The organism is Vibrio sp. 1288 (genome assembly GCF_033344475.1).
In genome coordinates this window covers 1-23,359 of sequence record NZ_JAWPOX010000032.1, presented here as the reverse complement: position 1 = coordinate 23,359, position 23,359 = coordinate 1, and the positions used below count along the sequence as shown (strand labels likewise).

Sequence of the window (23,359 nt, the reverse complement as noted above, 5' to 3'; positions counted from 1 at the left end):
TCACAAGAGCGGCTTTTTCGTATCTTAGCGATTACATCATGTGTTTACGACGAATATCGAGTAGGGCAAAAATACCAAAAATCAGGATTGAATATTTTTCCCAACTGCTCATTTTTATTTTGTCGCCAAATGCACCAATGAAGATGGCCATTTGTAAACCGTGCATGATGAACAAAAAAGCGGTCATGATGTAAAGCGCAATCGCGGCATTGCCGGGAAAGGGCATAAAAATATTTAGGATTAATACTAACCAAACAAAGGCGATAGCCGCTTTGGCCAGCATAATTAGTGCTTTCATTTAAGTATCCTTTTAAATCGAGGCGTTATGCGGAGGTACGTTCGTAAAGACGATAGCTCACTTGGCCTGCTGTTTTTTCTCGATGTAATTGCCAGTTTTCTGGTAAGTCGGCAATATTGAGTTCTTTTTCTGTTTCAATATAAATCATCGCATCTTCCGCGAGCCAGCCATTTTGTTCTAGCAGAGCCACGGTCTCATCCAATAGACCTTTGCGAAACGGTGGGTCAATAAACACCACATGGTGAGCAGAACCCGGTTGCTTCAAAAAACTCAGTGCGTCGGTATTTACCACTTGGATGTTGTTCGCGTTAAGAGAGGCAACATTCTTTTGTAACTGTTGGAAAGCTTGTGGGTTTAGCTCAACCATGGTCACTTGCTCTGCTTGGCGCGAAGCTGACTCAAATCCCAAGCCGCCAGAGCCAGCAAACAAGTCGAGACATTTTGCCTGTGGTACATCTTGAGCTAACCAGTTAAACAGCGTTTCTTTGACGCGATCTGTCGTGGGGCGTAAGCCTTCAGCATCGTGTACAGGAAGTTTTCTGCCTCTCCATAAGCCACTAATAATGCGAACAAAGCCCGTTGTTGGCTTTTTTTGTGATGAGTTTTGCTGGCGACGTCTTACCATAGATTTTTTGACCGCTAATAAAGTGATACTATATCTAATCGCCCAAGCAATAAGCTTGGAGCTTGGATACAGCCCAGAATATTCAAGATGACAGAGTGTAACACTAATAAGATTAGAATTACCTAATCGGAAAGTTTTCAGAACTTTGTCATTAGCCTTTTTTAGACAGATAATAATCTTGTCAAAAAAGAGTCATTAATAGATAAAAGAACAATCTAGGATAGCCCCAGATGACGGAAAAAAAGAAGCGCGGATTACTTTCGTGGCTAGGTTTTGGTGACGAAGAACAAAGCCCAAAACCAAAAACTGAAGAAACAGTAAAAGAAGAAGCAGTGGAAGCGCCTTCTGAAGAGCAGCAAACCGAAGCGGTTGCTGAGCAAGCGGAAGCAACGCCAGAACTTGAAGAAGAAGCGAAACAATCAGAGGCTGCCCCAGCAGAAGCAGAAGCAGAAGCAGAAGCAGAAGCAGAAGCAGAAGCAGAAGCAGAGGCAGAGGAGCCAGAAGTCGTATCGGCCGCGCCTCGTGTTCAAGAACAAGAAAAGCCAACAGAAAGCTTTTTTGCTCGTCTTAAACGCAGCCTAAGCCGAACAAAAGCAAATATTGGTGCTGGCTTCTTCGGTCTGTTCAGTGGTAAGAAAATCGATGAAGACTTATTTGAAGAGCTAGAAGAGCAACTGCTTATTGCTGATGTGGGCATGAATACCACAACAAAAATTATCAACAACCTGACAGAAAAAGCCACACGTGGCGATCTGAAAGACGGCGAAGCCCTTTATGGTTTGTTGAAAGAAGAAATGGCTGAAATTCTTTCTAAAGTCGAACAGCCACTAGAAATCGATAGCAACAAAACGCCTTACGTCATCTTGATGGTGGGTGTAAATGGCGTGGGTAAAACCACGACCATCGGTAAGCTAGCGAAGCAGTTCCAAACTCAAGGCAAAAAAGTGATGCTTGCAGCGGGCGATACTTTCCGTGCCGCAGCGGTTGAGCAGCTACAAGTGTGGGGTGAACGTAATAATGTTCCTGTGATTGCTCAACATACTGGCGCAGACAGTGCCTCTGTTATCTATGATGCGATTGAAGCGGCAAAAGCACGTGGTGTGGATGTGGTGATTGCTGATACAGCAGGTCGTCTACAGAACAAAGCGAACCTAATGGAAGAGCTGCGTAAGATTGTACGTGTGATGAAGAAAATTGATGACTCTGCACCACATGAGATCATGCTAACGCTTGATGCAGGTACAGGACAAAATGCCATTAGCCAAGCGAAACTTTTCAGTGATGTTGCCCCTCTAACCGGGATTACTTTGACTAAGCTGGATGGTACAGCCAAGGGCGGCGTAATTTTCGCTATTGCTGATCAGTTCGGTATTCCAATTCGTTACATTGGTGTGGGTGAAGGTATCGAAGACTTGCGTCCATTTGAAACTCAAGAGTTTATTGACGCACTGTTTAGTCGTGAAGAATAAAAAGAGTTAGAGGAAATCAACGGTGATCAAATTTCAGCAAGTAAGCAAAGCTTACCGAGGTGGTCGACAAGCACTGCAAAAAGTCGATTTTCACCTGAGGCGCGGTGAAATGGCGTTTTTAGGCGGACATTCCGGGGCTGGTAAAAGTACCTTGCTGAAATTGATCTGCGCGATAGAGCGACCAACCGATGGCAAAATCCATTTTAATGGCCACGACATCACGCGTATTCCAGGCAAAGACATCCCTTTTTTGCGCCGCAATATTGGGATTGTTTTTCAAGATCATCGCCTATTGATGGATCGCAGTGTGTACGACAATGTCGCTCTGCCAATGCGTATCGAATCGATTTCTGAAAACGAAATCAAACGCCGTGTTTCTGCGGCGTTAGATAAAACGGGCTTACTCGATAAAGCTCGTTGTCTACCTAGTCAACTTTCTGGTGGTGAACAACAGCGCGTCGGTATTGCCCGTGCTGTGGTTAATCGACCAACGTTGCTGGTGGCTGATGAGCCTACGGGTAACCTTGACCCAGAATTATCCAACCGTGTGTTGCGTCTATTCGAAGAATTTAACCGTGCGGGCGTGACAATCTTACTTGCCACGCACGATGTGGGGTTAGTAAACACTCGCCCACAGTATCGTCATTTTGAATTGAATCAAGGCTTCCTAAGTGAGGTAGAAGACTATGGCAGGTAACAAGCACTCCCAAAAGAAGGGGAAAGGCCGTAGTGCCAAGCGTGCGAATACCGATGGTTTTTTCTCTGTCCACGCAAAACAAGCTAAATCCTCTTTTAGCGCCTTATGGCAACGACCACTAGGCAACATTCTGACCCTAGCGGTCATCTCCATGGCACTTGCCATGCCAGCTTGTTTGTATCTATTGGGGAAAAACGTTGCAGGGGCAGCGGAAGATGTCGCTTCTCCTTCACAAGTTAGTGCTTACTTAGTTGAAGGCATGCCGGATGCGCGAGTGATGGTTCTCAAAGATCAAATTGAAACTTGGCCTTTGGTAAAAGAGGTAGAATATATTTCACCGCAACAAGGTCTATCTGATTTAAGCCAATATGCAGGGTTCGACCAAGCTATCAGTCTTTTAAGTGGCTATGCGCTTCCTGGTGTGTTGGTGATTACGCCAGATTCGGAGCTAAAAAGTGATATTCAGTCATTAGCCAAAGACGTTCGAGAGCAACAAGATGTGACCGACGTGAGACTTGACGAAGACTGGCTGGCGCGTCTTGATGCCATCAAAACTCTCGCGAGTATTATTGTCATTACCCTGACAGTGCTGATGCTCGGTGCGGTATTTTTAATCGTTGGCAATACATTGCGATTTAATGTGTTGGCGAATAAAGAAGAGATTCAAACCATGAAACTGATCGGTGCGACGGACAGTTTTATTCTGCGCCCTTACTTGTACACAGGTATGTGGTTTGGCGTGTTAGGTGCCACTATTGCGTGGTTGGTAACGGCTTTAGTGACCATTGTCATGAACAGTGCGGTGGAAGATCTTGCTGCGTTGTACGATAGCCAGTTCCGCCTGATTGGTCTAAGTTGGGATGAGTCTTTGTTACTAATCATCATTGGGAGTCTTTTGGGATGTATTGCGGCGCGCTTTTCTGCGCAACGACATTTAAAAGAAATTGAACCAGTTTAAGTGATGGCGGTCTTATTACTTGGATTTTATTAGCACTAGCTAATTTTGAACCCTTGCTTAGACCAAATGTTTATGGATAATTGCTTCCCCTTCTTGAAACTTGTTCATTTTGAGTTCAAGATATCGAAGCTAAATTGCAATGTAATGCTCCAGATCAGAGATTGATGAGGAATTGAATGACAAAAGAAGCGTATCCGATGGCTCTAGTCACGCAAGATAGCCTTGATAGCTATATTCGCTCAGTAAACAGCTACCCAATGCTGACTGCAGACGAAGAGCGTGAGCTGGCAGAACGATTACACTATAAAGGTGAGATTGAGGCTGCAAAAGGTCTAATTCTTTCGCACCTACGATTCGTTGTTCACGTTGCTCGTGGTTACTCTGGCTACGGTTTGCCAATGGCAGATCTTGTGCAAGAGGGTAACATCGGTCTAATGAAAGCCGTTAAGCGTTTTAACCCAGAAGTAGGGGTTCGCTTGGTTTCTTTTGCTGTCCACTGGATCAAAGCAGAGATCCACGAATACGTGCTACGTAACTGGCGTATCGTGAAAATTGCGACCACTAAAGCGCAACGTAAATTGTTCTTCAACCTGCGTAAGTCGAAAAAGCGCTTGGGTTGGTTTAACAACGGTGAAGTAGAAACCGTTGCGCGCGAGTTAGGTGTTGAGCCTTCTGAAGTTCGCGAGATGGAATCACGCTTAGCGGCGGTGGATTCAACCTTTGATATGCCAACTGATGAAGACGACAGCTCAAACGCTTACACAGCGCCGATGCTATACCTAGAAGACAAATCGTCTGATGTGGCCGACAACATTGAAGCCGCCAACTGGGAAATGCATACCAACAATCGCTTGGGTCATGCATTAGCGAGTTTGGATGAGCGTAGTCAGCGCATCGTGCGTTCTCGTTGGTTAGATGATGAGAAAGCAACATTGCAAGACTTAGCTGATGAGTTCGGTGTTTCTGCCGAGCGTATTCGCCAGCTAGAAAAAAATGCAATGAAGAAACTAAAATTGGCTGTGGGTGAATTTTAATTTCACTGCTAATTGAAAGTAAGATTTTCATAGAAAGCCGAGATCATGTGATCTCGGCTTTTTTATTGTCGATCGAAAATCGATAGCGTTTGCGATCCGGATTTTATGTGCTACCTGTGTATAACTCTGTGAAGTAATTATTTATCAACTGTTCGAAACCCGGACAAAATAAGGGATTCAAGCACTTTTCCATCTGGGGATAGTTATAGATATACACACAGTTAGATCAGGATCATCACTACATATTGTGGATCAAAAGATCCAAATACACTTTATCAACGCAATTCACAGCTTTATCCACAAATGGTTGGAATGTGTACACTTTTGAAAACCCTGATTATCCATGTGTCTAAGTTTGCCGTTGGATAGGTTACAATAGCGGCAGTATACCCAAGCAGCTTCAAATATGGATTTTATGCTGTACCATGGGTGCTGATTAGTACGTTAGGTTCGAGGTTGCTTGGGTATATTAATAAGACAATGAGAAAGTAAATGGATCAGTTTAAGCATATCGATGTACAAGGTGCGCAAGCGCTGCTCGAGCAGGGTGATGCGAAGCTTGTAGATATCCGTGACCCTCAATCGTTTGCCGTTGCGCATGCGGAGTCCGCGTATCACTTAACTAACGATACGATCGTTGCGTTTATGGATGAAGTGGAGTTCGAACAACCTATTCTAGTGATGTGTTACCACGGCATTAGTAGCCAAGGTGCGGCGCAATATTTGGTTAACCAAGGCTTTGAACAGGTGTACAGTGTAGATGGTGGCTTTGAAGCCTGGCATCGAGCAGAACTACCGATAGTGAGAAGTTAATGAAGAGATTGGTAACGTTAAATAATCCACGTATGGCGCAAGCCTTTATTGATTATATGGCCTCTCGCCAAATTGACATCGAAATGATGCCAGAAGGGGATGGGCAATTTGCGCTGTGGCTGACTGATAGCCAGCATGAAATAGAAGCGGAAGCCGAACTTAAGCTGTTCCTTGCTAACCCGTCTGATTCAAAATACAGCGCCGCCTCGTGGGACGTTGCCGATACTCGTAAGAGCACATTTCATTATTCCAGCCCGAGTATCATAAGCATGGTCAAAGCGAAAGCTGGCCCCATGACTTTGCTGATCATGACAGTCTGTATCATCATCTACTTGTTACAAATGTTTGGCTTTGGCAATGGCGTGTTTAAGTTGTTGCACTTCCCGGCTTTTGAGGGGCAACAATGGCAAGTGTGGCGATGGCTAAGTCATGCGTTACTGCACTTTTCAGTAACTCACATCGTGTTTAACTTACTATGGTGGTGGCAGTTGGGTGGCGACATCGAACGTCGTCTCGGTTCCGGTAAGCTATTGCAACTCTTTGTGGTGTCGGCAGCGTTTTCAGGGGCAGGCCAGTTCTATGTTGAAGGGGCTAACTTCGGCGGCTTGTCTGGCGTGGTCTATGCACTGCTTGGTTATTTGTGGATACTGGGTTACCGCTTGCCACATTTAGGCCTTACGTTACCCAAGCCAATTATCGTCTTTATGTTGGTATGGTTAGTTCTTGGGTTTGTGCAGCCATTTATGGCGATTGCAAACACCGCTCACTTAGTTGGGCTACTGTCGGGGATGGCGATTGCGCTGTTTGATTCAGGCAAGATGAAATACCAACAGCAAGCCTAAAGCAGATGAAATGAAAAGACCGCTCAAGAGCGGTCTTTTTTTATGTTCAAAACGGATTTGGGTTTATTGATAAAGGTATTTTGTAAACAACAAATCGGCAATGATGGTTTTACCTGTTTCAGGCAAAAGCGTTTCGTTGAGGGTCGTCACTAAGGTTTTGCGCAGATCTTCTCGGCCAGACAGGGACTTAATCGTATCTTCTGTTTGCTTACCCAATAATTCAATCACTGCATCGCGAATCAAAGGTTGGTGATGCTCAACAACTGATAAATCTTGTTGACTCATTACCATGATGTCGATGCGCACTTGCACATAACCTAACTTTTTGCCTTTGGTGTAAAAGTTAGTAGTGAGGTCAGGCTCTAGGGTAAAGTATGCCAACTTAGGTCCAGCTTCTTCCGTTTCAGCCCAACTTGGTGCGGCGAATAGTATGGTTAACGCAAAAATAATTTGGGCTATATAACGTTTGTACATATTTCTAACTTTTCTTTCTCTGGATCGCGATATTCGAATCGCTTCAGTCTTGATACAATGGGCCGTCTATAACAAATAACGGAACTTACGGTTACATACATTACTATGGACGGTAAGTTGTTGCTTTATTGTACGCATAAAGCCTCCAATTGAATACTAGTATGAATCAGCCAACATCACTCTATCTTGCTTCTTTATTGGAAGTAGAGTGGCAAAACCCCGAAGAATTCGAATTTCCAAATGAATTTGCCAAGCATTGGCTTGAAGAGCAAGGGTCTTTGTCACGTCGTTTAAAACAGCACTGCCAAGCGTTAACGGTAGAATTGCTACAAAATCAGATCGTCACTGCAGCGACATTAAAACAGGACGAAAGCCAGTTATTGTCCGAACAAGATTGCTTACTGAGAGAGGTAATTTTGTGCGGTGACAATAATAACTGGGTTATTGGGCGGACATTGATTCCTCGTTCAACCTTAGTTGATCAGCAGTATGATTTGGCTCAACAAGGGGATATCCCATTAGGACTAACTGTGTTTAGCGCAGATAACGTTGAGCGGGACTCTTTGCAAATGGGATGGGTAGCCGTACCAGAAGGACGTTTGTTAGCACGACGCTCAAGGTTGTGGATGAATCACAAACCGATGCTAGTCGCCGAGTTATTCTTATCTAATTCACCAGTTTACGCTAAGGAGACAGTGTAAATGTCCGCAGAAAAAGCCAAAGCATATTGGCAACTGATGCGCATGGATCGCCCGATTGGTTCACTGTTACTGATGTGGCCAACGATTTGGGCGCTAATTATCTCAGCCCAAGGGATGCCAAGTTGGGATGTATTCATCGTGTTTGTATTGGGTGTTTTCCTAATGCGTAGTGCGGGGTGCGTGATTAATGATTTTGCAGATCGCAAAGTCGACGGCCATGTAAAGCGTACTAAGCAACGTCCACTGCCATCAGGGAAAGTGACAGCAAAAGAAGCGATTGGATTATTTTTGGTTTTGGGTATCAGCTCGTTTTTGTTAGTGCTGACCATGAACCCGCTGACGATTCAGCTATCCTTCGCTGGCATTGTGTTGGCGTTCATCTATCCATTTATGAAGCGTTACACTCATATTCCACAGCTATTTTTAGGCTTGGCTTTTAGCTGGGCGATTCCAATGGCGTGGGCTGCACAAACTGGGGAATTACCATTGATTGTTTGGTTTTTGTTCCTCATTAACGCTTTGTGGACCATTGCGTACGACACTCAATATGCGATGGTAGACCGAGATGATGATCTAAAGATTGGCATTAAATCGACGGCAATTCTGTTTGGTCGTCATGACAAGCTTATTATTGGTGTGTTGCAACTGATTACACTCGCGATGTTGGTTTGGTTAGGGCAGTTCTACCAATTGGGACAAAGTTACTACTGGACCCTTTTGATTGCAGCGTCGTTGTTTGTTTATCAGCAGCACTTAATTCGTCACCGTGAGCGTGAGTTGTGCTTTAAGGCTTTCCTTAACAACAATTATGTTGGCATGGTGATAGCGATAGGGTTACTGGTCGCATTTTGGTAAGCGAAGAAATAGAAAAAGGCATCCGATTGGATGCCTTTTTTCTTATTGGAAGAAGGTAAAACGGTTACGACCGAAGTTGGTGAATACTCTCTTCGATCGTCAGTTTCACTTCTGGATAAAGCAGAGTGAACAGTAGCCGTGCAAATTGCTGCGTTTTCTTCGTGTCACAGTTACCATCGTTATCGAGGTATTTTTGCTGTTTGAGCGTATTGAACATGGCGGTAAACACACCTTTATCGAAGAATTCTGGCGCATTAATACCGTGCAAACGCCCTAGGCGCTGAGCAATATCTTGGCTCTTCTGCTCTAGGTCCGATTTACCCAGCTCAGGGTAAGCAACAAGCAAGTTCATCGCGATAGAGTAGCGTTGCAGCGTTTCAGTTATCGTTCGACCTAACAGAACCAAAGGCTGGTTGTTCGATTGATTGATCTCTAGCTTATCACCATCCAGACTAATCATTTTCTGATCGGCAAATTCATGCAGTGTTTTAACGACCAATTCATCTAATTCGTCTTCTTGGTAACTTAAGAACAGCTCTTTCTTCAAGAATGGGTAGATTTGCGCGACATTCGCTTGAATCTTGGCTACCGAAAGGTTGCGCTGACGAATGAGCATTTGGGCAATTAATGACGGCAGAGCGAACAAGTGGATGATGTTGTTGCGATAGTAGGTCATCAGGATCGATTGGCTACGGTCCAGCGAAATGATGTCACCCATGCTATCGGTTTCAATCACGAACTTATCAAGCGAAATTGCATGATCGACCAACTCCTCAGCACTTTCGGTAGGGATAGTGGAGGTGCTTGAGTACGGGTTATTTTTGAGTAGCTTTAAGTAACACTCAATCTGATTGATCAGCGAGTCACGAGAAAGTGCACGTTGACGAGAAGCAAGCAGTGCGGTTGCACACAAGGTCAACGCGTTTGCCGCCGCCGCATCGTTGATGTGCGTCATCATCTTATTAGCAAGGTCGTTCACCACAGGATTCATCCATTGTGGTTTGTTACCACCCATGCTGTCGATGTCTTTCGTCCACTCAGGAGCATGCTCGTTCAAGTATTGGTTGAGCTGAATTGGCTCACCGAAGTTCACATAGCCCAAACCAAAGTTACGCAGTTTACGCAGAGTACGCAGTACAAGCCCTGCGTTTTCTTTCTCTTTGCGTTTGCCACGCAGCTCTTTCGCGTAAGTGCCCACTTCCATTACGTGCTCGTAGCCTATGTAGACCGGCACTAGCGTTACTGGGCGGTTTAAACCACGTAGCATTGCTTGGATGGTCATAGCCAGCATACCCGTTTTCGCTTGCAGTAAGCGACCTGTACGTGAACGACCACCCTCACTGAAGTACTCGACTGAATAGCCTTTGGCAAACAGCTCAGCTAGATACTCACGGAAAATGGTTGAGTACAGTTTGTTGCCTTTAAAACTACGACGAATAAAGAACGCCCCACCACGACGGAAAAGGGGACCGGCCGGGAAGAAGTTCAAGTTAATGCCTGCCGCAATGTGCGGAGGCACCATGCCTTCATGGTATAAAACATAAGACAACAGCAGGTAGTCCATATGACTACGGTGACAAGGAACGTACACAATTTCGTGGCCGTCTTGCGCTAAACGACGCACAGTCGAGGCGTTATTGATGTGCAAACCTTGGTATAGTTTTGTCCATAACCAACTCAGGATGCGGTCGCCGTTTTTCACCAGACTATAGGAGAAGTCGGCAGCGATTTCATCCATGATGTCGTGGGCTTCTTTACGTGCCTTATCAATCGAGATGTTTTTGCTCTTGGCTTCGTCAGCAATCGCCAGTTCAATAGCTGGAGATTTTAGTAAACGAGCAAACAACACTTGGCGTTGTGGCAGGTTTGGGCCTGAAGCAGCCAGTTTCTGGCGTGAGAAGTGGATACGCGCCACGCGAGCCAGTTTGTGCGCAATTGCGCTGTCGGTACCGTGGGAGTCTGCCATATAACGCAGAGATACCACGGGACTAAAGCGAACTAAGCAGTCGCGTCCCGCCGCCATTACCGCTTTGGCTTTTTGCGGACCATTCATCGGTTGAAGGTAAGGCTTTTGGTTCTCTTCTTTACCTGGCTTACGACCCCAAAGCACGGTTGCAGGGATCATTTGAACATCCAACTCACTATCCAGCTTGTGCAGTTCCAGTAAGTCAGTGAACAGAGAAACAGAATCGGTTGGGACATCATTATCGTTGTTCATCACAGTTGGACGCGCAGCGATAAAGACGAAACGGTTCAGCGTTTTGCCATTGATTTCCAGCGGGCTGAGCGGGTCGGGTAGACCAAGGCTCATGGCTTGTTTTTGCAGTGTCAGCAAATCCACGTTCGAGCGGAACGGCAGGGCATATACAATCGGTTTAGTTAGGTCGATGTTCAGATCTTCAATCGGGTTCGACGGGATTGCGGTGCCCTTTACCAGTACCGATAAAGGTAGTTTTAGTAATGAACGTGAAAATGATTGTCCAGAAGACATAAAGTTCACAGCCTCAATAGGTATTCAAACAGGCCTAACCTTATTTCAGTTTCCGCTTTGCATGTCTTCTCTATAAAAAGAGATGAGTACGGCAATAGAAATAAGCCTAGGCGATAAAATTTAAGCGCTGCAAGGATACCAGAAACTGGTCAAACCTTTTAATTTTATTGGCTGTAAATTAGTCGAACCCCTAAGTTATTGCTTTGACTTGATTAACTGAAAAGTCGGTGTTTTAAACGAATAAAGAATGAACTTAATTGGTAAGCTGAAAGCTCCCCACAAATAAATTAAAAAACAACCAATTGGGTTTTCATTTGAGCATTTACTGGATATACTCACAGTTAACTGTATAAAAAGACAGGTGAGACATGAAGCCGTTAACGCCACGCCAACAACAAGTCTTCGATTTGATTAAAAGTAAAATCGACGACACCGGAATGCCACCAACTCGTGCAGAGATTGCGCGTGAGCTTGGCTTCCGCTCTGCGAATGCCGCAGAGGAACACCTAAAAGCGCTTGCTCGTAAGCAAGCAATTGAAATTATTCCAGGCGCTTCTCGTGGGATTCGTATCCTGCTTGAAGACGCAGCCAATGATGAGCAGGGTTTGCCTTTGATTGGTCAAGTCGCAGCGGGTGAGCCAATTCTGGCTCAAGAGCACGTAGAGGCGCACTACCAAGTCGATCCTGCGATGTTCAAACCGCAAGCGGATTTCTTACTTCGTGTAAATGGCGAGAGTATGAAAGACATCGGGATTATGGATGGCGATTTGCTCGCGGTGCATAAAACCCAAGATGTGAGAGACGGTCAAGTTGTCGTTGCGCGTGTTGATGATGATGTGACTGTGAAGCGTTTGGAGCGCAAAGGTTCAACCATATTACTGCATGCTGAGAATGAAGAGTTTGCCCCAATCCAAGTGGACTTAACGTCTCAGCACCTTACGATTGAAGGCTTAGCCGTTGGTATTATTCGCAATACCGATTGGATGTAAGTGTGTTTAAGCAGCCCAGTTCATCTGGGCTGTTTTGTCTTTTCTCTTTTTCTACTTCCTCCAAAAGCTTGCTCATCATCTTGACCTTGTTTGTTTTGACCAATTTATAAGCTTGATAATGTAATTGATATTCATTATCATCTTTATTAATGTCTATGTTTTCTCTCTGGCGCAGGAAATGCCCATGTCTCAGTCTAAACATCAAGTTCCTAACCATTTATTAAAGCCACTGTTATTGCGTAGCCGTGAAAGCATGGTCGACAATGGCTTGGTGTACGATCCGATAGCTGCTAAAGCGTGTTTGAGCTGTAAGATGGCGCCGGATTGTTTGAGTGGTGATATTGCGCAGAAGCAATTGCTGCACGTGACGCTGACTCAGCTTTGTGACCAGCAGGTTAGTCACTTCTTACAGCAGTATCCCGATGCCTGGATAATCAATGTCGGAGCGGGGTTGGATACCCGCTTTTATCGTTTGGATAATGGACGCTGCCATTGGATAGAGCTGGATGTGACGGAAAATTTGGTATGGCGTCAGCGTTTGTTCCACAAAAATGAACGTTATGAACATCGCTGTGGCAGTGTGGATGAAATGTCGTGGCTAGAGACGTTAGCCATTCCAGAGCAAGCACCGGTACTCATTTTATGTGAAATGGCACTGCTCGATTACACAGAGCGTCAAGTCGCGAAATTTATTCAAACCTTAGGTCGACATTTTGTTTCTGCTGAACTGTGTATGGTGCTGGCAGGAGATTTAACGGAAACCAAGTGGGGACAAAAGCTTGGCTCTGATCGTTATGCTCATGGCTTTGAAGCGCCTGCAGCACAGATATTGCAATGGTTACCATGGGCACAGTGGGTGAAAGCTTTCTCGCCATTCGATAGATTCTGTTCTCGTTGGAAAGCTTGGCAGCGTTGGCTTAATAAGATTCCAATGTTGAAGCATCGCCTCACGCCAGTACTCGTTCATATCAAGTGGTAATTGGCTAGTCGTTAAGCGCTCAGGTACACTCGTCGATCTTACTGATGAGGTGCCTGTGACAAATTCAATCTTCTCTCCTTTATCTAACCCAAAAGTTCATCGCCAAGTCTTAGCTTTAGCTATACCTATGGTGCTGTCGAATATTACTGTTCCATTGCTTGGTTTGGTCGATGCTGCGGTGATTGGTCATCTAGACCACGCTTGGTATTTGGGTGGTGTTGCGTTGGGCAGCACCATGATCAGCGTGACGTTTTGGCTGCTTGGTTTTTTGCGTATGTCGACTACTGGGTTGGCGGCGCAGTCCTATGGCGGTGAAGACCGAAAGCAACTTGCCTTGGTGTTTATGCAAGGCTCACTTATGGCGCTGCTGTTTGCGTTAGTCTTCCTTATTGCCCATACCCCGATAGCTGATTTGATCTTTGGTTGGAGTGACGCCAGCGCAGAGGTAAAACACTACGGTATGCAATATTTCTCTATCCGTGTGTGGAGTGCCCCCGCTGCGCTAATGAACTTTGTGTTGTTGGGGTGGCTGCTCGGAACGCAAAATTCCAAAGCACCAATGTGGATGGTGATCATCACCAACGTGACTAATATTGCCCTCGATTTGTTGTTTGTGATTGGTTTGGGGTGGAAAGTAGAAGGCGCTGCGCTGGCATCGGTGATTGCTGACTACTCTGGCATGGGTTTTGGTCTCATGTGTGTCTGGAAAACCTGGCGAGAGAGGCAATTACCATCACCTCAAAAGTTGCTAGCCAGCACTCAACACGGTTTAGGGCGATTCGTGAAATTGAATCGCGATATTTTCTTACGCTCTTTGTGTCTGCAAGCGGCTTTTAGCTTTATGACGTTCCAAGGCGCGAGCTTGGGTGATGAGGTTGTCGCTGCAAATGCGGTTCTGATGAGCTTCCTGATGATTATCTCGTATGGCATGGATGGCTTTGCTTATGCGATGGAGGCCATGGTCGGGAAGGCGATTGGTGCCAAAGATAGGCAACAATTGAGTGCATCGCTTGTCGGCACTTTCTTTTGGAGTTTGGTTATTTGCTTAGGACTGACCGCGCTCTTTGGTTTGGCGGGATCGGAGTTGATCGCCATGATCACTTCAATTGAGACGGTCCAACAGCAAGCAGCGGTGTATCTACCTTGGCTGGTGGTGATGCCACTTGCGTCGATGTGGTGCTTTCTATTGGATGGCATTTTTGTCGGTGCAACCAAAGGCAAAGACATGCGCAATAGTATGTTTGTCGCGACCAGCAGTTTCTTCGTTGTCTTTTACTTATTCGCCGAGTGGGAAAATCACGCGCTGTGGTTTGCAATGACGAGCTTTATGTTGATGCGGGGTATTGGTTTAGGGGTTATCTTTCTCTACCAATGGCACAAGGATACCTTCCTAGCACAATGTTGATATAAAAAACAGCAGGTCCAAGCCTGCTGTTTTTCTGTCTGCTATCAAGAAGCATAGATTAGAACAAGCGGTTCAAACCATTCAACGCAGCGACACGATACGCTTCGGCCATTGTTGGATAGTTGAAGGTGGTATTGACGAAATACTCGATGGTATTCGCTGAGCCTTTTTGCTCCATAATGGCTTGACCGATGTGGATAATTTCCGCGGCACGTTCGCCAAAACAGTGAATCCCTAAAATTTCTTTGGTTTCACGATGGAACAATATCTTCAAGCTACCGATGTCTTTCCCTGCGATCTGTGCACGAGCTAGATGCTTGAACGAAGAGCGTCCTACTTCATACGGTACTTTCGCAGCTGTTAGCTCTTGCTCGGTTTTACCCACAGAGCTAATCTCTGGGATGGTGTAGATACCCGTTGGAATATCATCAATCAGGTAGTTTTCTGCCTGACCTTTCGTAATGGCTTGTGCGACAAATCGCCCTTGGTCATAAGCGGCGCTTGCAAGGCTAGGGTAACCGATGACATCGCCTACAGCGTAAATGTGTTCGATATCGGTTTGGTAGTTACGGTTTACTTTTAGTTGTCCGCGAGAGTCCGCTTCCAGACCCACTGCACCCAAATTCAACTTATCGGTGTTACCTGTTCGACCATTCGCATACAACAAGCAGTCTGCCTTCATCTTCTTGCCAGATTGTAGGTGAATAATCACGCCATCTTCTGTGCCTTCGATTTTTTCATAGGTCTCATCATTACGAATTACCACACCGCTGTTCCAGAAGTGGTAAGACAGCGCATCTGACACTTCGTTATCCAAAAACTCCAACAAGCGGTCGCGGGTATTGATAAGGTCGGTTTTCACTCCAAGTCCGCGGAAGATAGAAGCGTATTCACAACCGATAACGCCCGCACCGTAAATGATGATATGGCGAGGGTCGTGTTTCAGGCTCAAAATGGAATCACTGTCGTAGATGCGCTCATGCAAGAAATCTACGTCGTTAGGCTGATACGGACGAGAACCCGTCGCGATGACAAACTTATCTGCAGAATAGATTTCTTCTGTACCGTCGCTTTGCATCACTGCAATTGAGTAGTTATCGATAAATCGCGCGGTTCCGAACAAAAGTGTGCATGAGTTACGGTCATAAAAGCCCTGACGAAGTCGAGTTTGCTTATCAATGACCGATTTAGCATGATCTAAAATGTCAGAAAATGTTGCATGAACGCTGGTGTTGTTTCGACAAAATAGCGGGTTGCTATTAAATTCGATGATGCGGCTAACGGCATGACGCAGTGCTTTTGATGGAATGGTACCCCAGTGAGTACAACCGCCGCCGACACTGCTTTCTTTCTCGACAATGGCAACATTCAGTCCCGCTTTGGTTAATCCCATTGCAGCCCCTTCTCCGCCAGGGCCACTACCGATTACGATCACGTCATAGTGATTAACATGCGCCATGATGCCTTCCTTGTTATATTTGCTTAACATTGCTTTAGCGCGATTTTAACTCATTTACTCTATTGGTACACGTCATGCCTGTTAGAGAGTGGAAGTGATCACGCAGAATCGACCAAAAGGGTGATTTGGTATGTTGTATGTCTATAAATTGCATCGAGAACATTGCAATTAGATGCATGCCAATAGTAACGTTCTCGGCGCTCAGAGCGAGCGAAGCAACATATCTTTCTCCGTAGGAGCAAATTGCGTTATATTGAGGCTCTTGTACCCTATAGAAAAAGAGCAAGTTAAGAATGAAATCGATGGGAATCCGCGCACAGCAAAAAGAGAAGACACGTCGATCATTGATCGATGCGGCATTTAGTCAGTTAAGTGCGGATCGCAGCTTTTCCAGCCTTAGCTTGCGAGAAGTCGCCCGAGAGGCAGGGATTGCACCGACTTCTTTTTATCGTCACTTCAAAGATATGGATGAGCTAGGCTTAACCATGGTTGATGAAGGCGGTTTGCTACTACGCCAACTGATGCGTCAGGCGCGTCAACGTATTGTGAAAGAAGGTAGCGTAATTCGTACCTCGGTCGAAACCTTTATGGAATTCATTGAAAGTAGTCCGAACGTTTTTCGTTTGTTGTTGCGTGAGCGCTCCGGCACTTCTGCTGAATTTCGTACCGCTGTTGCTCGAGAAATCCAGCATTTTGCGGCAGAATTAACCGAGTATTTAATGAGCACCGGCGTGACCAGAGAAGAGGCGTATACTCAAGCAGAAGCGTCTGTGACTTTGGTTTTCAGTTCGGGGGCTGAAGCTTTAGATTTAGATCGACGTGAGCGCGATGAACTCGCCGAGCGATTGATCATGCAATTGCGAATGATAGCCAAAGGGGCCTATTGGTATCGCAAAGAACGTGAACGTAACCGATTAAAAGGCGGGATAGAATAATGTCGAATGGAAATAAATCTGAAAAGAAAACGCTGATTTTGGCACTGGTTGCAGGTATGTGTGGTGATGCTTTGTTGTCATGGTTGACCATGAGTGAAGTGTCTTTTTCAATCTTCCCATTGATTGCACTCGTACTGGCTGTACAAGCTCTTTACCAAGAGTACCTAAATAATCCGGTATCAGAAGATATCCCATTAGTTGGCTTGGCGTGTTTCTTCGTAGGTGCGTTTGGTCACTCTGCGTTTATTAAAGCGCAATACCCAGAAGCAGGCTCAAACTTCTTCGCGATCATGGTTTCAATGATCTTACTCGCATGGATTGGTAAGAAGCTAGGTTTTGTCAGCAAGAAGACTTCTGCGGAATAAGCAAACGAATCAAATTAAAAAAAGCGAGCCATTGAGCTCGCTTTTTTTTGTCTGAAGCTGGTGGACTAAGCTTTACGTTCCAATAGCACGCCAGCTTCCATGTGGTGGGTATAAGGGAATTGGTCAAACAGAGCAAAACGCGTCACGTTGTGTGTTTCGCATAGAATGTCCAAGTTCTCTTTTAGAGTCTCAGGGTTACAAGAGATGTACATGATGCGCTCGTAACCTTGCACCATTTTACAAGTATCGACATCCATCCCAGCACGTGGTGGATCGACAAAAATCGTGTTGCAGTTGTAGCTCTTCAGATCCACACCTGCATCTTGTAGACGACGGAATTCACGCTTACCTTCGATCGCTTGAGTAAATTCCTCTGCCGATAGACGTAAGATTTGTACGTTATCAATCTTATTGGCGGCGATGTTGTACTGTGCAGATACCACAGATGGCTTCGCTAGCTCAGTTGCCAGTACGCGGTCGAAATTCTGTGCCAACGCCAGCGAGAAGTTACCGTTACCACAGTAAAGCTCTAGTAGGTCGCCAGTGCTTTCTTGGGTACAGTCGACCGCCCATTCCAGCATCTTCTCTGCGACTTTGCCGTTCGGCTGAGTGAAGCTGTTCTCTACTTGTTGGTAGATGTAGCTTTGACCATTTACATCGAGCTTCTCGATAACGTAGTCTCGGTCTAGGACAATCTTCATCTTACGAGCGCGACCAATGATGTTTAGGTTAAAGCCTTCATCATTTAAACGCTGTTTAAGGGCTTTCGCGTTTTCAATCCACTCTTCATCAAGTTGGCGATGGTAAAGGAGTGAGACCAGAATCTCACCACTTAGCGTCGATAGGAAATCCACTTGGAACAGTTTACGACGTAGTGAGTCGTTGTCTTTCATCGCTTCAACCAATAGCGGCATCAGGTCGTTGATCAGACGGCTTGCTGCAGGGAATTGGTCAACACGGTACTTCTCACGAGTTTCTTGGTTGAACATGATGTAGTAAAGATCTTCGCCTTCATGCCAAACACGGAACTCAGCACGCATGCGGTAGTGCTGCTCTGGTGATTCAAACACTTCCAGTTCTGGCATGTTGTATGGCGCGAACATATCCGTGAGACGTTCGACTTTTTCAGCCAGTTGTTCTTGGTAGCGTTGTGGGTTTACATCAAGAGTAGCCATGATCTTACCTTTTATGGTGCATTCAATTTAAGAGCGCAGATTTTATTCAATCTCAATAGGATGTCCAGTTTTGTACTGGAATTGATTTAAAGATAGTGCGTACAGGCAGAGTAGAAAGCAAAATCAATCAAAACGTTACAACTTCTAAGGGCAATATTGGCTGGACAAATAATCAATAGCTGAATAATATTTGCCTCAAGTTGGTGCTATCTAGCAATCTAGATGGCTGAAATGGGAATCTGGTGTGAATCCAGAACTGACGCGCAGCGGTAAAAGAGAACGAACGCTCATCAGACACTGCATTAGTTTATGTGGGAAGTCGAGCAAGTAGGCGGTACACCCGTGCTCTTGAGTCCGAATACCTGCCAACAACTGAGCCACAGCACTGGACTGTCATGATGACAGGGCTCGGAAGGAATTACGCGATTTAGGACAATACAATGAGAAAATCCGCACTGGCGATCACTTTGGCATCGCTGCTTTCACCTGTCTCTTATCTACAGGCCCAAGAAACCTCCACTGACGAAACCATCGTTGTTACGGCAAACCGTTTTGAGCAAGCCGAAAGCCGTACGTTGGCAGATGTCGAAGTAGTTACTCGACAAGACATCGATCGCATTCAAGCGAAAACCCTACCAGATGTATTGCGTCGCCTTACCGGGATTCAAGTTTCACAAAATGGTGGTCGTGGTCAGCTAGCGTCTTTATTTGTTCGTGGAACCAGTTCCGACCAAGTTTTAGTACTGGTTGATGGCGTACGTTTTGCACGAGCAGCGAAGGGCGCTGTGGACTTTAACCAAATCCCACTTACTTACGTTCAACGTATTGAGTACGTGCGTGGTGCGCGTGCGTCACTTTACGGCTCAGAAGCGATTGGTGGCGTGATCAATATCATCACCATTGCGCGTGCTGACGAAGAAGGAACGAAGTTAAGTGCGGGTTTAGGCAGCTTAGATTACCAGGAATTGAGTGTGGCATCTGGTATTAAAGTCACAGAGAGCGGCCAGCTAAATATCGCGCTTGGTAGTGAAAGTGATGATGGTTATAACGTTCGTCCTGTACCGGGAGTTAATGACGGTGATCGCCATGGCTTTGATACAAAGAATGGTCTGCTAGGTTACGTGCATAACTTCAATGATCAGTGGTCTGCATTTGGTAACCTACGTGCTTACGAAAATGTTTATCAATATGACAGCAGCTACGGCAGTCGCGGTTACTACGAAGCAGAAAAAGACGATCTTTCTGTCACTCTGGGCGGTAAGTATCAGTCTGATAATGTAATGTCAGAACTACAAGTAACGGCACAGAAACAGAAGTCTTGGAACTATGAGCAAGCAAAAGGCAAACACTCAGGTACTAAAGATGAACTTGAGCAGCAGAATGTCCAGTGGACCAACAGTTACTTGCTAAACAACAATACGACGTTGGCTGGTGGTATTGATTGGCGTAATGAGTCTTATAAAGACAAGAGTGCGAATAAAACGTTTGATCGTACCAATGGCGCTCTGTTTGGTATGGCAACGACTAGTATTGATAAAGCAATGCTTGAGGGCAGTGCTCGCCTTGATGATAACGAAGAATACGGTAGTGAGTTCACTTACAGTTTAGCGGCTGGTTACCAATTTGTGCCAGAGTTTGGGGTTAAAGCTTCTTTTGGTACTGCGTTTAAGGCTCCAAACCTATATCAACAGTATGACCCAACATACGGTGAGAAAGATCTGAAGCCGGAAGAGTCAGATGCTTGGGAGCTAGCATTCAGCGGTGATGTCCAAGGCGTTTTTTGGTCCGTCACGGGTTATGACTATAAAATCACGAATCTTATCGATTACCATCCAACCACATACAAATATTTGAATGTCGATGGTGAAACACATATCCAAGGTGTGGAGCTTGTTGCTGAGTTTGATACAGGGATTGTGCAGCACCAGTTGAGTGCAGATTACAAAGATGCTGAAGACGATAAAGGGCATCAGTTGCAGCGCCGCGCTAAAGAAATGTATAAGTGGAATGCTTTAGTGAGCTTCGATAAAGTGGATTGGTCGGTTAGCTATCAGTACGTCGGTAAGCGTCCAGATGTGGATTACAGCACTTGGCCTTCACAAGATATTACGCTTTCTTCTTACTCGTTGGTTGATACGGCGGTGACTTACTATCCGAATGAGTCGACCTCTATTAGCGCTCGTATCGATAATCTACTTGATGAAGAGTATGAGATGGCAAAAGGTTACCCTGCTGCAGAGCGAGCGTACTATCTCAACGTTGGCTACGAATTCTAATCGTGAATGAGCACAAACCGCCTTCGGGCGGTTTTTAATATTTTGTGGTGGAAAATCGAATGAAGAAACCCAAGCGAGTGGTGATCAGTTGGTCCAGTGGTAAAGATTCGACATTAACGCTTGAGCGCCTTAACGAGAATCCAAATTATCAAGTTGTCGGTTTGTACACGACTTACGTAGGGAAAGAAGTCCCTTTCCAAGCAACTCCGCTTGAAGTCGTACAAATGCAAGCAGACTTACTTGCGCTTCCGCTCATTACTATCGAGCTACCTGAAATCTTTCCAAGTAACGACATTTATCAATCGACCATCGTTAATGCATTACAAAGTAGTGGTCTGAACATAGAAGCTGTCGCATTTGGTGATATGTTTTGTAATGGCATTGCCGATTACCGACGCAGCTATATTGAACCTGTTGGCTGGGAATGCGTCTTTCCTCTATTAGGGGAGAGCAGCGAAAAACTAGCGATGGAAATCATAGAGCGTGGTATTCAAACTATGTTAATCACCATCGACGGAAGAGTTCTCCCTCCAGAATGGTGTGGTCGCTGGTATGACAAAGCCCTAATAGAGTCATTACCAAGTCAAATTGATCCCTGTGGGGAAAATGGTGAATTTCACACATTGGTCACGTCTTCGCCATCTTTTCAAGGACATATCGAGTTGACGAAGCGAGATGTAGAATCTGGAGATAGATTCAGCCATCAAAGATACCATGCTAAAGCATTGCCAAAACAAATCTACGCAGTATGATCGCAACGTTTCTGTTCTTTAGGTAAGACTCGTGCGAGTAGCAAGTAAGAAAAAAGTCCTAGTTTTTGACTCTGGTGTTGGTGGTCTTTCTGTATTCCAAGAGATACATCGCCTATTGCCCCAGCTAGACTACTTATACTTATTCGATAATCAGGCTTACCCTTATGGTGAACTCGATCAGGCTGTACTCGTTTCACGAGTTAACCAACTGGTCTCTTCTTTAGTCGAAGAACACCAAGTCGACATTGTCGTCATTGCTTGCAACACGGCGAGCACCATAGTGCTTCCTTCCTTACGCGAAAATTTATCGATTCCCGTTGTTGGTGTTGTCCCTGCGATTAAACCCGCATCGCTTTTAGCATCAAAAGGGGTAGGGCTGATCGCCACTCCGGCGACAGTAACACGCCAATATACTCACGAGTTAATACGAGACTTTGCGCAAGGCAAACCAGTTGAGCTGTTGGGATCAACTCGCTTGGTGGATATGGCCGAAGAGAAGTTGCGAGGCAACAGCGTTTCTCTAGACGAACTGACAAAAATCCTGCTTCCGCTTCGCGATAAAGTAGACGTTGCGGTGCTCGGTTGTACTCACTTCCCTTTAATCAAAGAGGAAATTCATCAAGCTTTGGGTGGGGACGTTACTTTAATTGATTCGGGTGCAGCCATTGCACGTCGAGTAAAAGCATTACTATTAAGTGATGAAATTGAGGATACGGAAGAGGGAAGTAAGTCGATTTATGCCAGTGCAACTCCTTGGCAGGAAGATGCACTGAACATTTGTTTAAAGAAGCTAGGTTTTAATCCTGTTCTGGTTTACCACCATCCGGGTGTTTAGGATCGTTCGCAATTCTAACTTTTAGCGTTCTTTCCATATATTCCTTTTCATTAAGTTTAGCGATAGCTGGCTTGGCATCTGCCGCAGCCATCACGACAAAACCAAACCCTCTTCTTTTTCCAGTGCGCTTATCTTTCATTAAGCGTACTGCATAGACCTGTCCATATTCAGCAAACAAATCGCGAACGTGACTCTCATTGGCCTTATAAGGAAGGTTGCCGACATACAGAGTTTTAGTCGATGGATCCGAGTCCGTTGATTGAATAGAAGGTGTCTGGCTAGAAAATGAAAATAAAAAAGCAGTAGCGATAACACCAATGAGAAAACTCAAGGCTGGTGGGATGGTGACTTGAGAGAAGACGATTCCCCCAACGACGGCCAGCCCAACACATAAAATCAGATTTTTTTTAGACGTCATTTTAATTACTACACATAGTGATAAAGAGTTCGATTGTCCATTAACAGAATAGACACATGAATCTTACGTATATGGTTGGTGTTTTTCCAACCAATTGCTGTGATATGTCTCAAATGTGACGAAGAAATATGCAAATATCACGCTTTTGGCTAACTAATGACCTGTTGAAAGTTTTTTTGCAAAAAACGCTTGTACTAATTTCTCAACTCCCTATACTGCGCATCCACCGACACGGAGTGAGACGAAAGTCACACAGCGAGTCGGAATTGAGAGAAAAGAAATTTGAAAAAAATGCTTGACTCTCTCACGGTGTGAAGTAAGATACGCACCCCTAACGGCGAGCAACTAAGTTGCTGAAAATGTTAGAAAAGCTCTTTAAAAATAAGAACCTATCAATCTGTGTGGGCACTCGTTGATGATAATCCAATTCGATACCTCGGTATCAAATTAGGTTTCAATGAAACGAAGTGACCATTGAATCGAAAGATTCAGCACAGTCAATTCAAACATTACT

At 45.2% G+C, this 23,359-nt stretch carries 23 protein-coding genes and 1 riboswitch; of the genes, 16 read left to right on the top strand and 7 right to left on the bottom strand.

What is annotated here, in order from left to right; all coding sequences use genetic code 11:
- Window positions 1-31 precede the first annotated feature (31 nt).
- Window positions 32-298 carry a DUF1145 domain-containing protein gene (locus R8O11_RS19530; RefSeq protein WP_005378704.1) on the bottom strand — a complete coding sequence of 89 codons (267 nt, stop codon included), beginning with the start codon at window positions 296-298 and terminating at the stop codon, window positions 32-34.
- 25 nt (window positions 299-323) lie between these two features.
- Window positions 324-923: a 16S rRNA (guanine(966)-N(2))-methyltransferase RsmD gene (gene rsmD / locus R8O11_RS19525; RefSeq protein WP_005378702.1), complete on the bottom strand. Its 600-nt coding sequence runs from the start codon at window positions 921-923 to the stop codon at window positions 324-326.
- Window positions 924-1,153: 230 nt separating this feature from the next.
- Between rsmD and ftsY the strand changes: the two genes are divergently transcribed.
- The 6 genes from ftsY to glpG all read left to right on the top strand — a co-directional run bounded on the left by ftsY (window position 1,154) and on the right by glpG (window position 6,736).
- Window positions 1,154-2,392, top strand: a complete 1,239-nt coding sequence (ftsY, locus tag R8O11_RS19520) for a signal recognition particle-docking protein FtsY (RefSeq protein WP_086047095.1) — start codon at window positions 1,154-1,156, stop codon at window positions 2,390-2,392.
- 22 nt (window positions 2,393-2,414) lie between these two features.
- Window positions 2,415-3,089 carry a cell division ATP-binding protein FtsE gene (ftsE, locus tag R8O11_RS19515; RefSeq protein WP_005378697.1) on the top strand — a complete coding sequence of 225 codons (675 nt, stop codon included), beginning with the start codon at window positions 2,415-2,417 and terminating at the stop codon, window positions 3,087-3,089.
- Entirely contained in the window at window positions 3,079-4,047 is a 969-nt protein-coding gene (gene ftsX / locus R8O11_RS19510; protein ID WP_005378695.1) for a permease-like cell division protein FtsX, read from the top strand. The genes ftsE and ftsX overlap by 11 nt, the downstream gene beginning before the upstream one ends.
- Before the next feature lie 176 nt (window positions 4,048-4,223).
- Complete coding sequence (rpoH, locus tag R8O11_RS19505) at window positions 4,224-5,081, top strand: RNA polymerase sigma factor RpoH (RefSeq protein ID WP_005378693.1); 858 nt, start codon at window positions 4,224-4,226, stop codon at window positions 5,079-5,081.
- 492 nt (window positions 5,082-5,573) lie between these two features.
- Complete coding sequence (glpE, locus tag R8O11_RS19500; protein ID WP_005378691.1) at window positions 5,574-5,894, top strand: thiosulfate sulfurtransferase GlpE; 321 nt, start codon at window positions 5,574-5,576, stop codon at window positions 5,892-5,894.
- Entirely contained in the window at window positions 5,894-6,736 is an 843-nt protein-coding gene (gene glpG, locus R8O11_RS19495; protein ID WP_047103977.1) for a rhomboid family intramembrane serine protease GlpG, read from the top strand. Before glpE ends, glpG begins: the two co-directional genes overlap by 1 nt.
- 63 nt (window positions 6,737-6,799) lie before the next feature.
- Here the strand turns inward: glpG and R8O11_RS19490 are convergent, their stop codons facing one another.
- Window positions 6,800-7,210: a flagellar basal body-associated protein FliL gene (locus R8O11_RS19490; protein WP_005378687.1), complete on the bottom strand. Its 411-nt coding sequence runs from the start codon at window positions 7,208-7,210 to the stop codon at window positions 6,800-6,802.
- Window positions 7,211-7,371: 161 nt separating this feature from the next.
- Between R8O11_RS19490 and R8O11_RS19485 the strand changes: the two genes are divergently transcribed.
- Both R8O11_RS19485 and ubiA read left to right on the top strand, forming a co-directional pair.
- Window positions 7,372-7,911: a chorismate lyase gene (locus R8O11_RS19485; protein WP_005378686.1), complete on the top strand. Its 540-nt coding sequence runs from the start codon at window positions 7,372-7,374 to the stop codon at window positions 7,909-7,911.
- A complete protein-coding gene (gene ubiA, locus R8O11_RS19480; protein ID WP_005378684.1) occupies window positions 7,912-8,766 on the top strand; it encodes a 4-hydroxybenzoate octaprenyltransferase in 855 nt (284 codons plus the stop codon).
- A gap of 64 nt (window positions 8,767-8,830) precedes the next feature.
- Here ubiA and plsB read toward each other — a convergent pair whose 3' ends face one another.
- Window positions 8,831-11,257, bottom strand: coding sequence for a glycerol-3-phosphate 1-O-acyltransferase PlsB (plsB, locus tag R8O11_RS19475; protein ID WP_033907264.1), 2,427 nt, complete (start codon window positions 11,255-11,257; stop codon window positions 8,831-8,833).
- 368 nt (window positions 11,258-11,625) lie between these two features.
- Here plsB and lexA point away from each other — a divergent pair, with 368 nt between their 5' ends.
- From lexA to dinF, 3 genes are all read left to right on the top strand, one after another.
- Window positions 11,626-12,246: a transcriptional repressor LexA gene (lexA, locus tag R8O11_RS19470; protein ID WP_005378682.1), complete on the top strand. Its 621-nt coding sequence runs from the start codon at window positions 11,626-11,628 to the stop codon at window positions 12,244-12,246.
- A gap of 184 nt (window positions 12,247-12,430) precedes the next feature.
- Entirely contained in the window at window positions 12,431-13,225 is a 795-nt protein-coding gene (locus R8O11_RS19465; protein WP_318194352.1) for a class I SAM-dependent methyltransferase, read from the top strand.
- 55 nt (window positions 13,226-13,280) lie between these two features.
- Window positions 13,281-14,630, top strand: a complete 1,350-nt coding sequence (gene dinF, locus R8O11_RS19460; protein ID WP_017636071.1) for an MATE family efflux transporter DinF — start codon at window positions 13,281-13,283, stop codon at window positions 14,628-14,630.
- Between the two features lie 58 nt (window positions 14,631-14,688).
- On the opposite strand, the gene sthA is transcribed toward dinF, so the two are convergent.
- Window positions 14,689-16,119, bottom strand: coding sequence for a Si-specific NAD(P)(+) transhydrogenase (gene sthA, locus R8O11_RS19455; protein WP_006742759.1), 1,431 nt, complete (start codon window positions 16,117-16,119; stop codon window positions 14,689-14,691).
- Between the two features lie 263 nt (window positions 16,120-16,382).
- Here sthA and fabR point away from each other — a divergent pair, with 263 nt between their 5' ends.
- Window positions 16,383-17,024 (top strand): HTH-type transcriptional repressor FabR, encoded by a 642-nt coding sequence (fabR, locus tag R8O11_RS19450; RefSeq protein ID WP_005378632.1) that lies wholly within the window; start codon window positions 16,383-16,385, stop codon window positions 17,022-17,024.
- Window positions 17,024-17,389, top strand: coding sequence for a YijD family membrane protein (locus R8O11_RS19445; RefSeq protein ID WP_005378634.1), 366 nt, complete (start codon window positions 17,024-17,026; stop codon window positions 17,387-17,389). Before fabR ends, R8O11_RS19445 begins: the two co-directional genes overlap by 1 nt.
- Before the next feature lie 65 nt (window positions 17,390-17,454).
- Here R8O11_RS19445 and trmA read toward each other — a convergent pair whose 3' ends face one another.
- Window positions 17,455-18,564, bottom strand: a complete 1,110-nt coding sequence (gene trmA / locus R8O11_RS19440; RefSeq protein WP_033907263.1) for a tRNA (uridine(54)-C5)-methyltransferase TrmA — start codon at window positions 18,562-18,564, stop codon at window positions 17,455-17,457.
- Between the two features lie 184 nt (window positions 18,565-18,748).
- Window positions 18,749-18,949, top strand: a riboswitch (cobalamin riboswitch).
- A gap of 55 nt (window positions 18,950-19,004) precedes the next feature.
- Here trmA and btuB point away from each other — a divergent pair.
- Genes btuB through murI form a run of 3 tightly spaced genes read left to right on the top strand, consistent with a single transcriptional unit; the run spans window position 19,005 to window position 22,427 of the window.
- Complete coding sequence (btuB, locus tag R8O11_RS19435; protein WP_033907262.1) at window positions 19,005-20,840, top strand: TonB-dependent vitamin B12 receptor; 1,836 nt, start codon at window positions 19,005-19,007, stop codon at window positions 20,838-20,840.
- A 59-nt stretch (window positions 20,841-20,899) separates the two neighbouring features.
- Complete coding sequence (locus R8O11_RS19430; RefSeq protein WP_005378675.1) at window positions 20,900-21,592, top strand: ATPase; 693 nt, start codon at window positions 20,900-20,902, stop codon at window positions 21,590-21,592.
- Between the two features lie 31 nt (window positions 21,593-21,623).
- Window positions 21,624-22,427: a glutamate racemase gene (gene murI, locus R8O11_RS19425; RefSeq protein ID WP_064354402.1), complete on the top strand. Its 804-nt coding sequence runs from the start codon at window positions 21,624-21,626 to the stop codon at window positions 22,425-22,427.
- On the opposite strand, the gene R8O11_RS19420 is transcribed toward murI, so the two are convergent.
- Window positions 22,390-22,845 carry an RNA-binding protein gene (locus R8O11_RS19420; RefSeq protein WP_064354401.1) on the bottom strand — a complete coding sequence of 152 codons (456 nt, stop codon included), beginning with the start codon at window positions 22,843-22,845 and terminating at the stop codon, window positions 22,390-22,392. The two genes, murI and R8O11_RS19420, sit on opposite strands and share 38 nt — an antisense overlap.
- Between the last annotated feature and the right edge of the window lie 514 nt (window positions 22,846-23,359).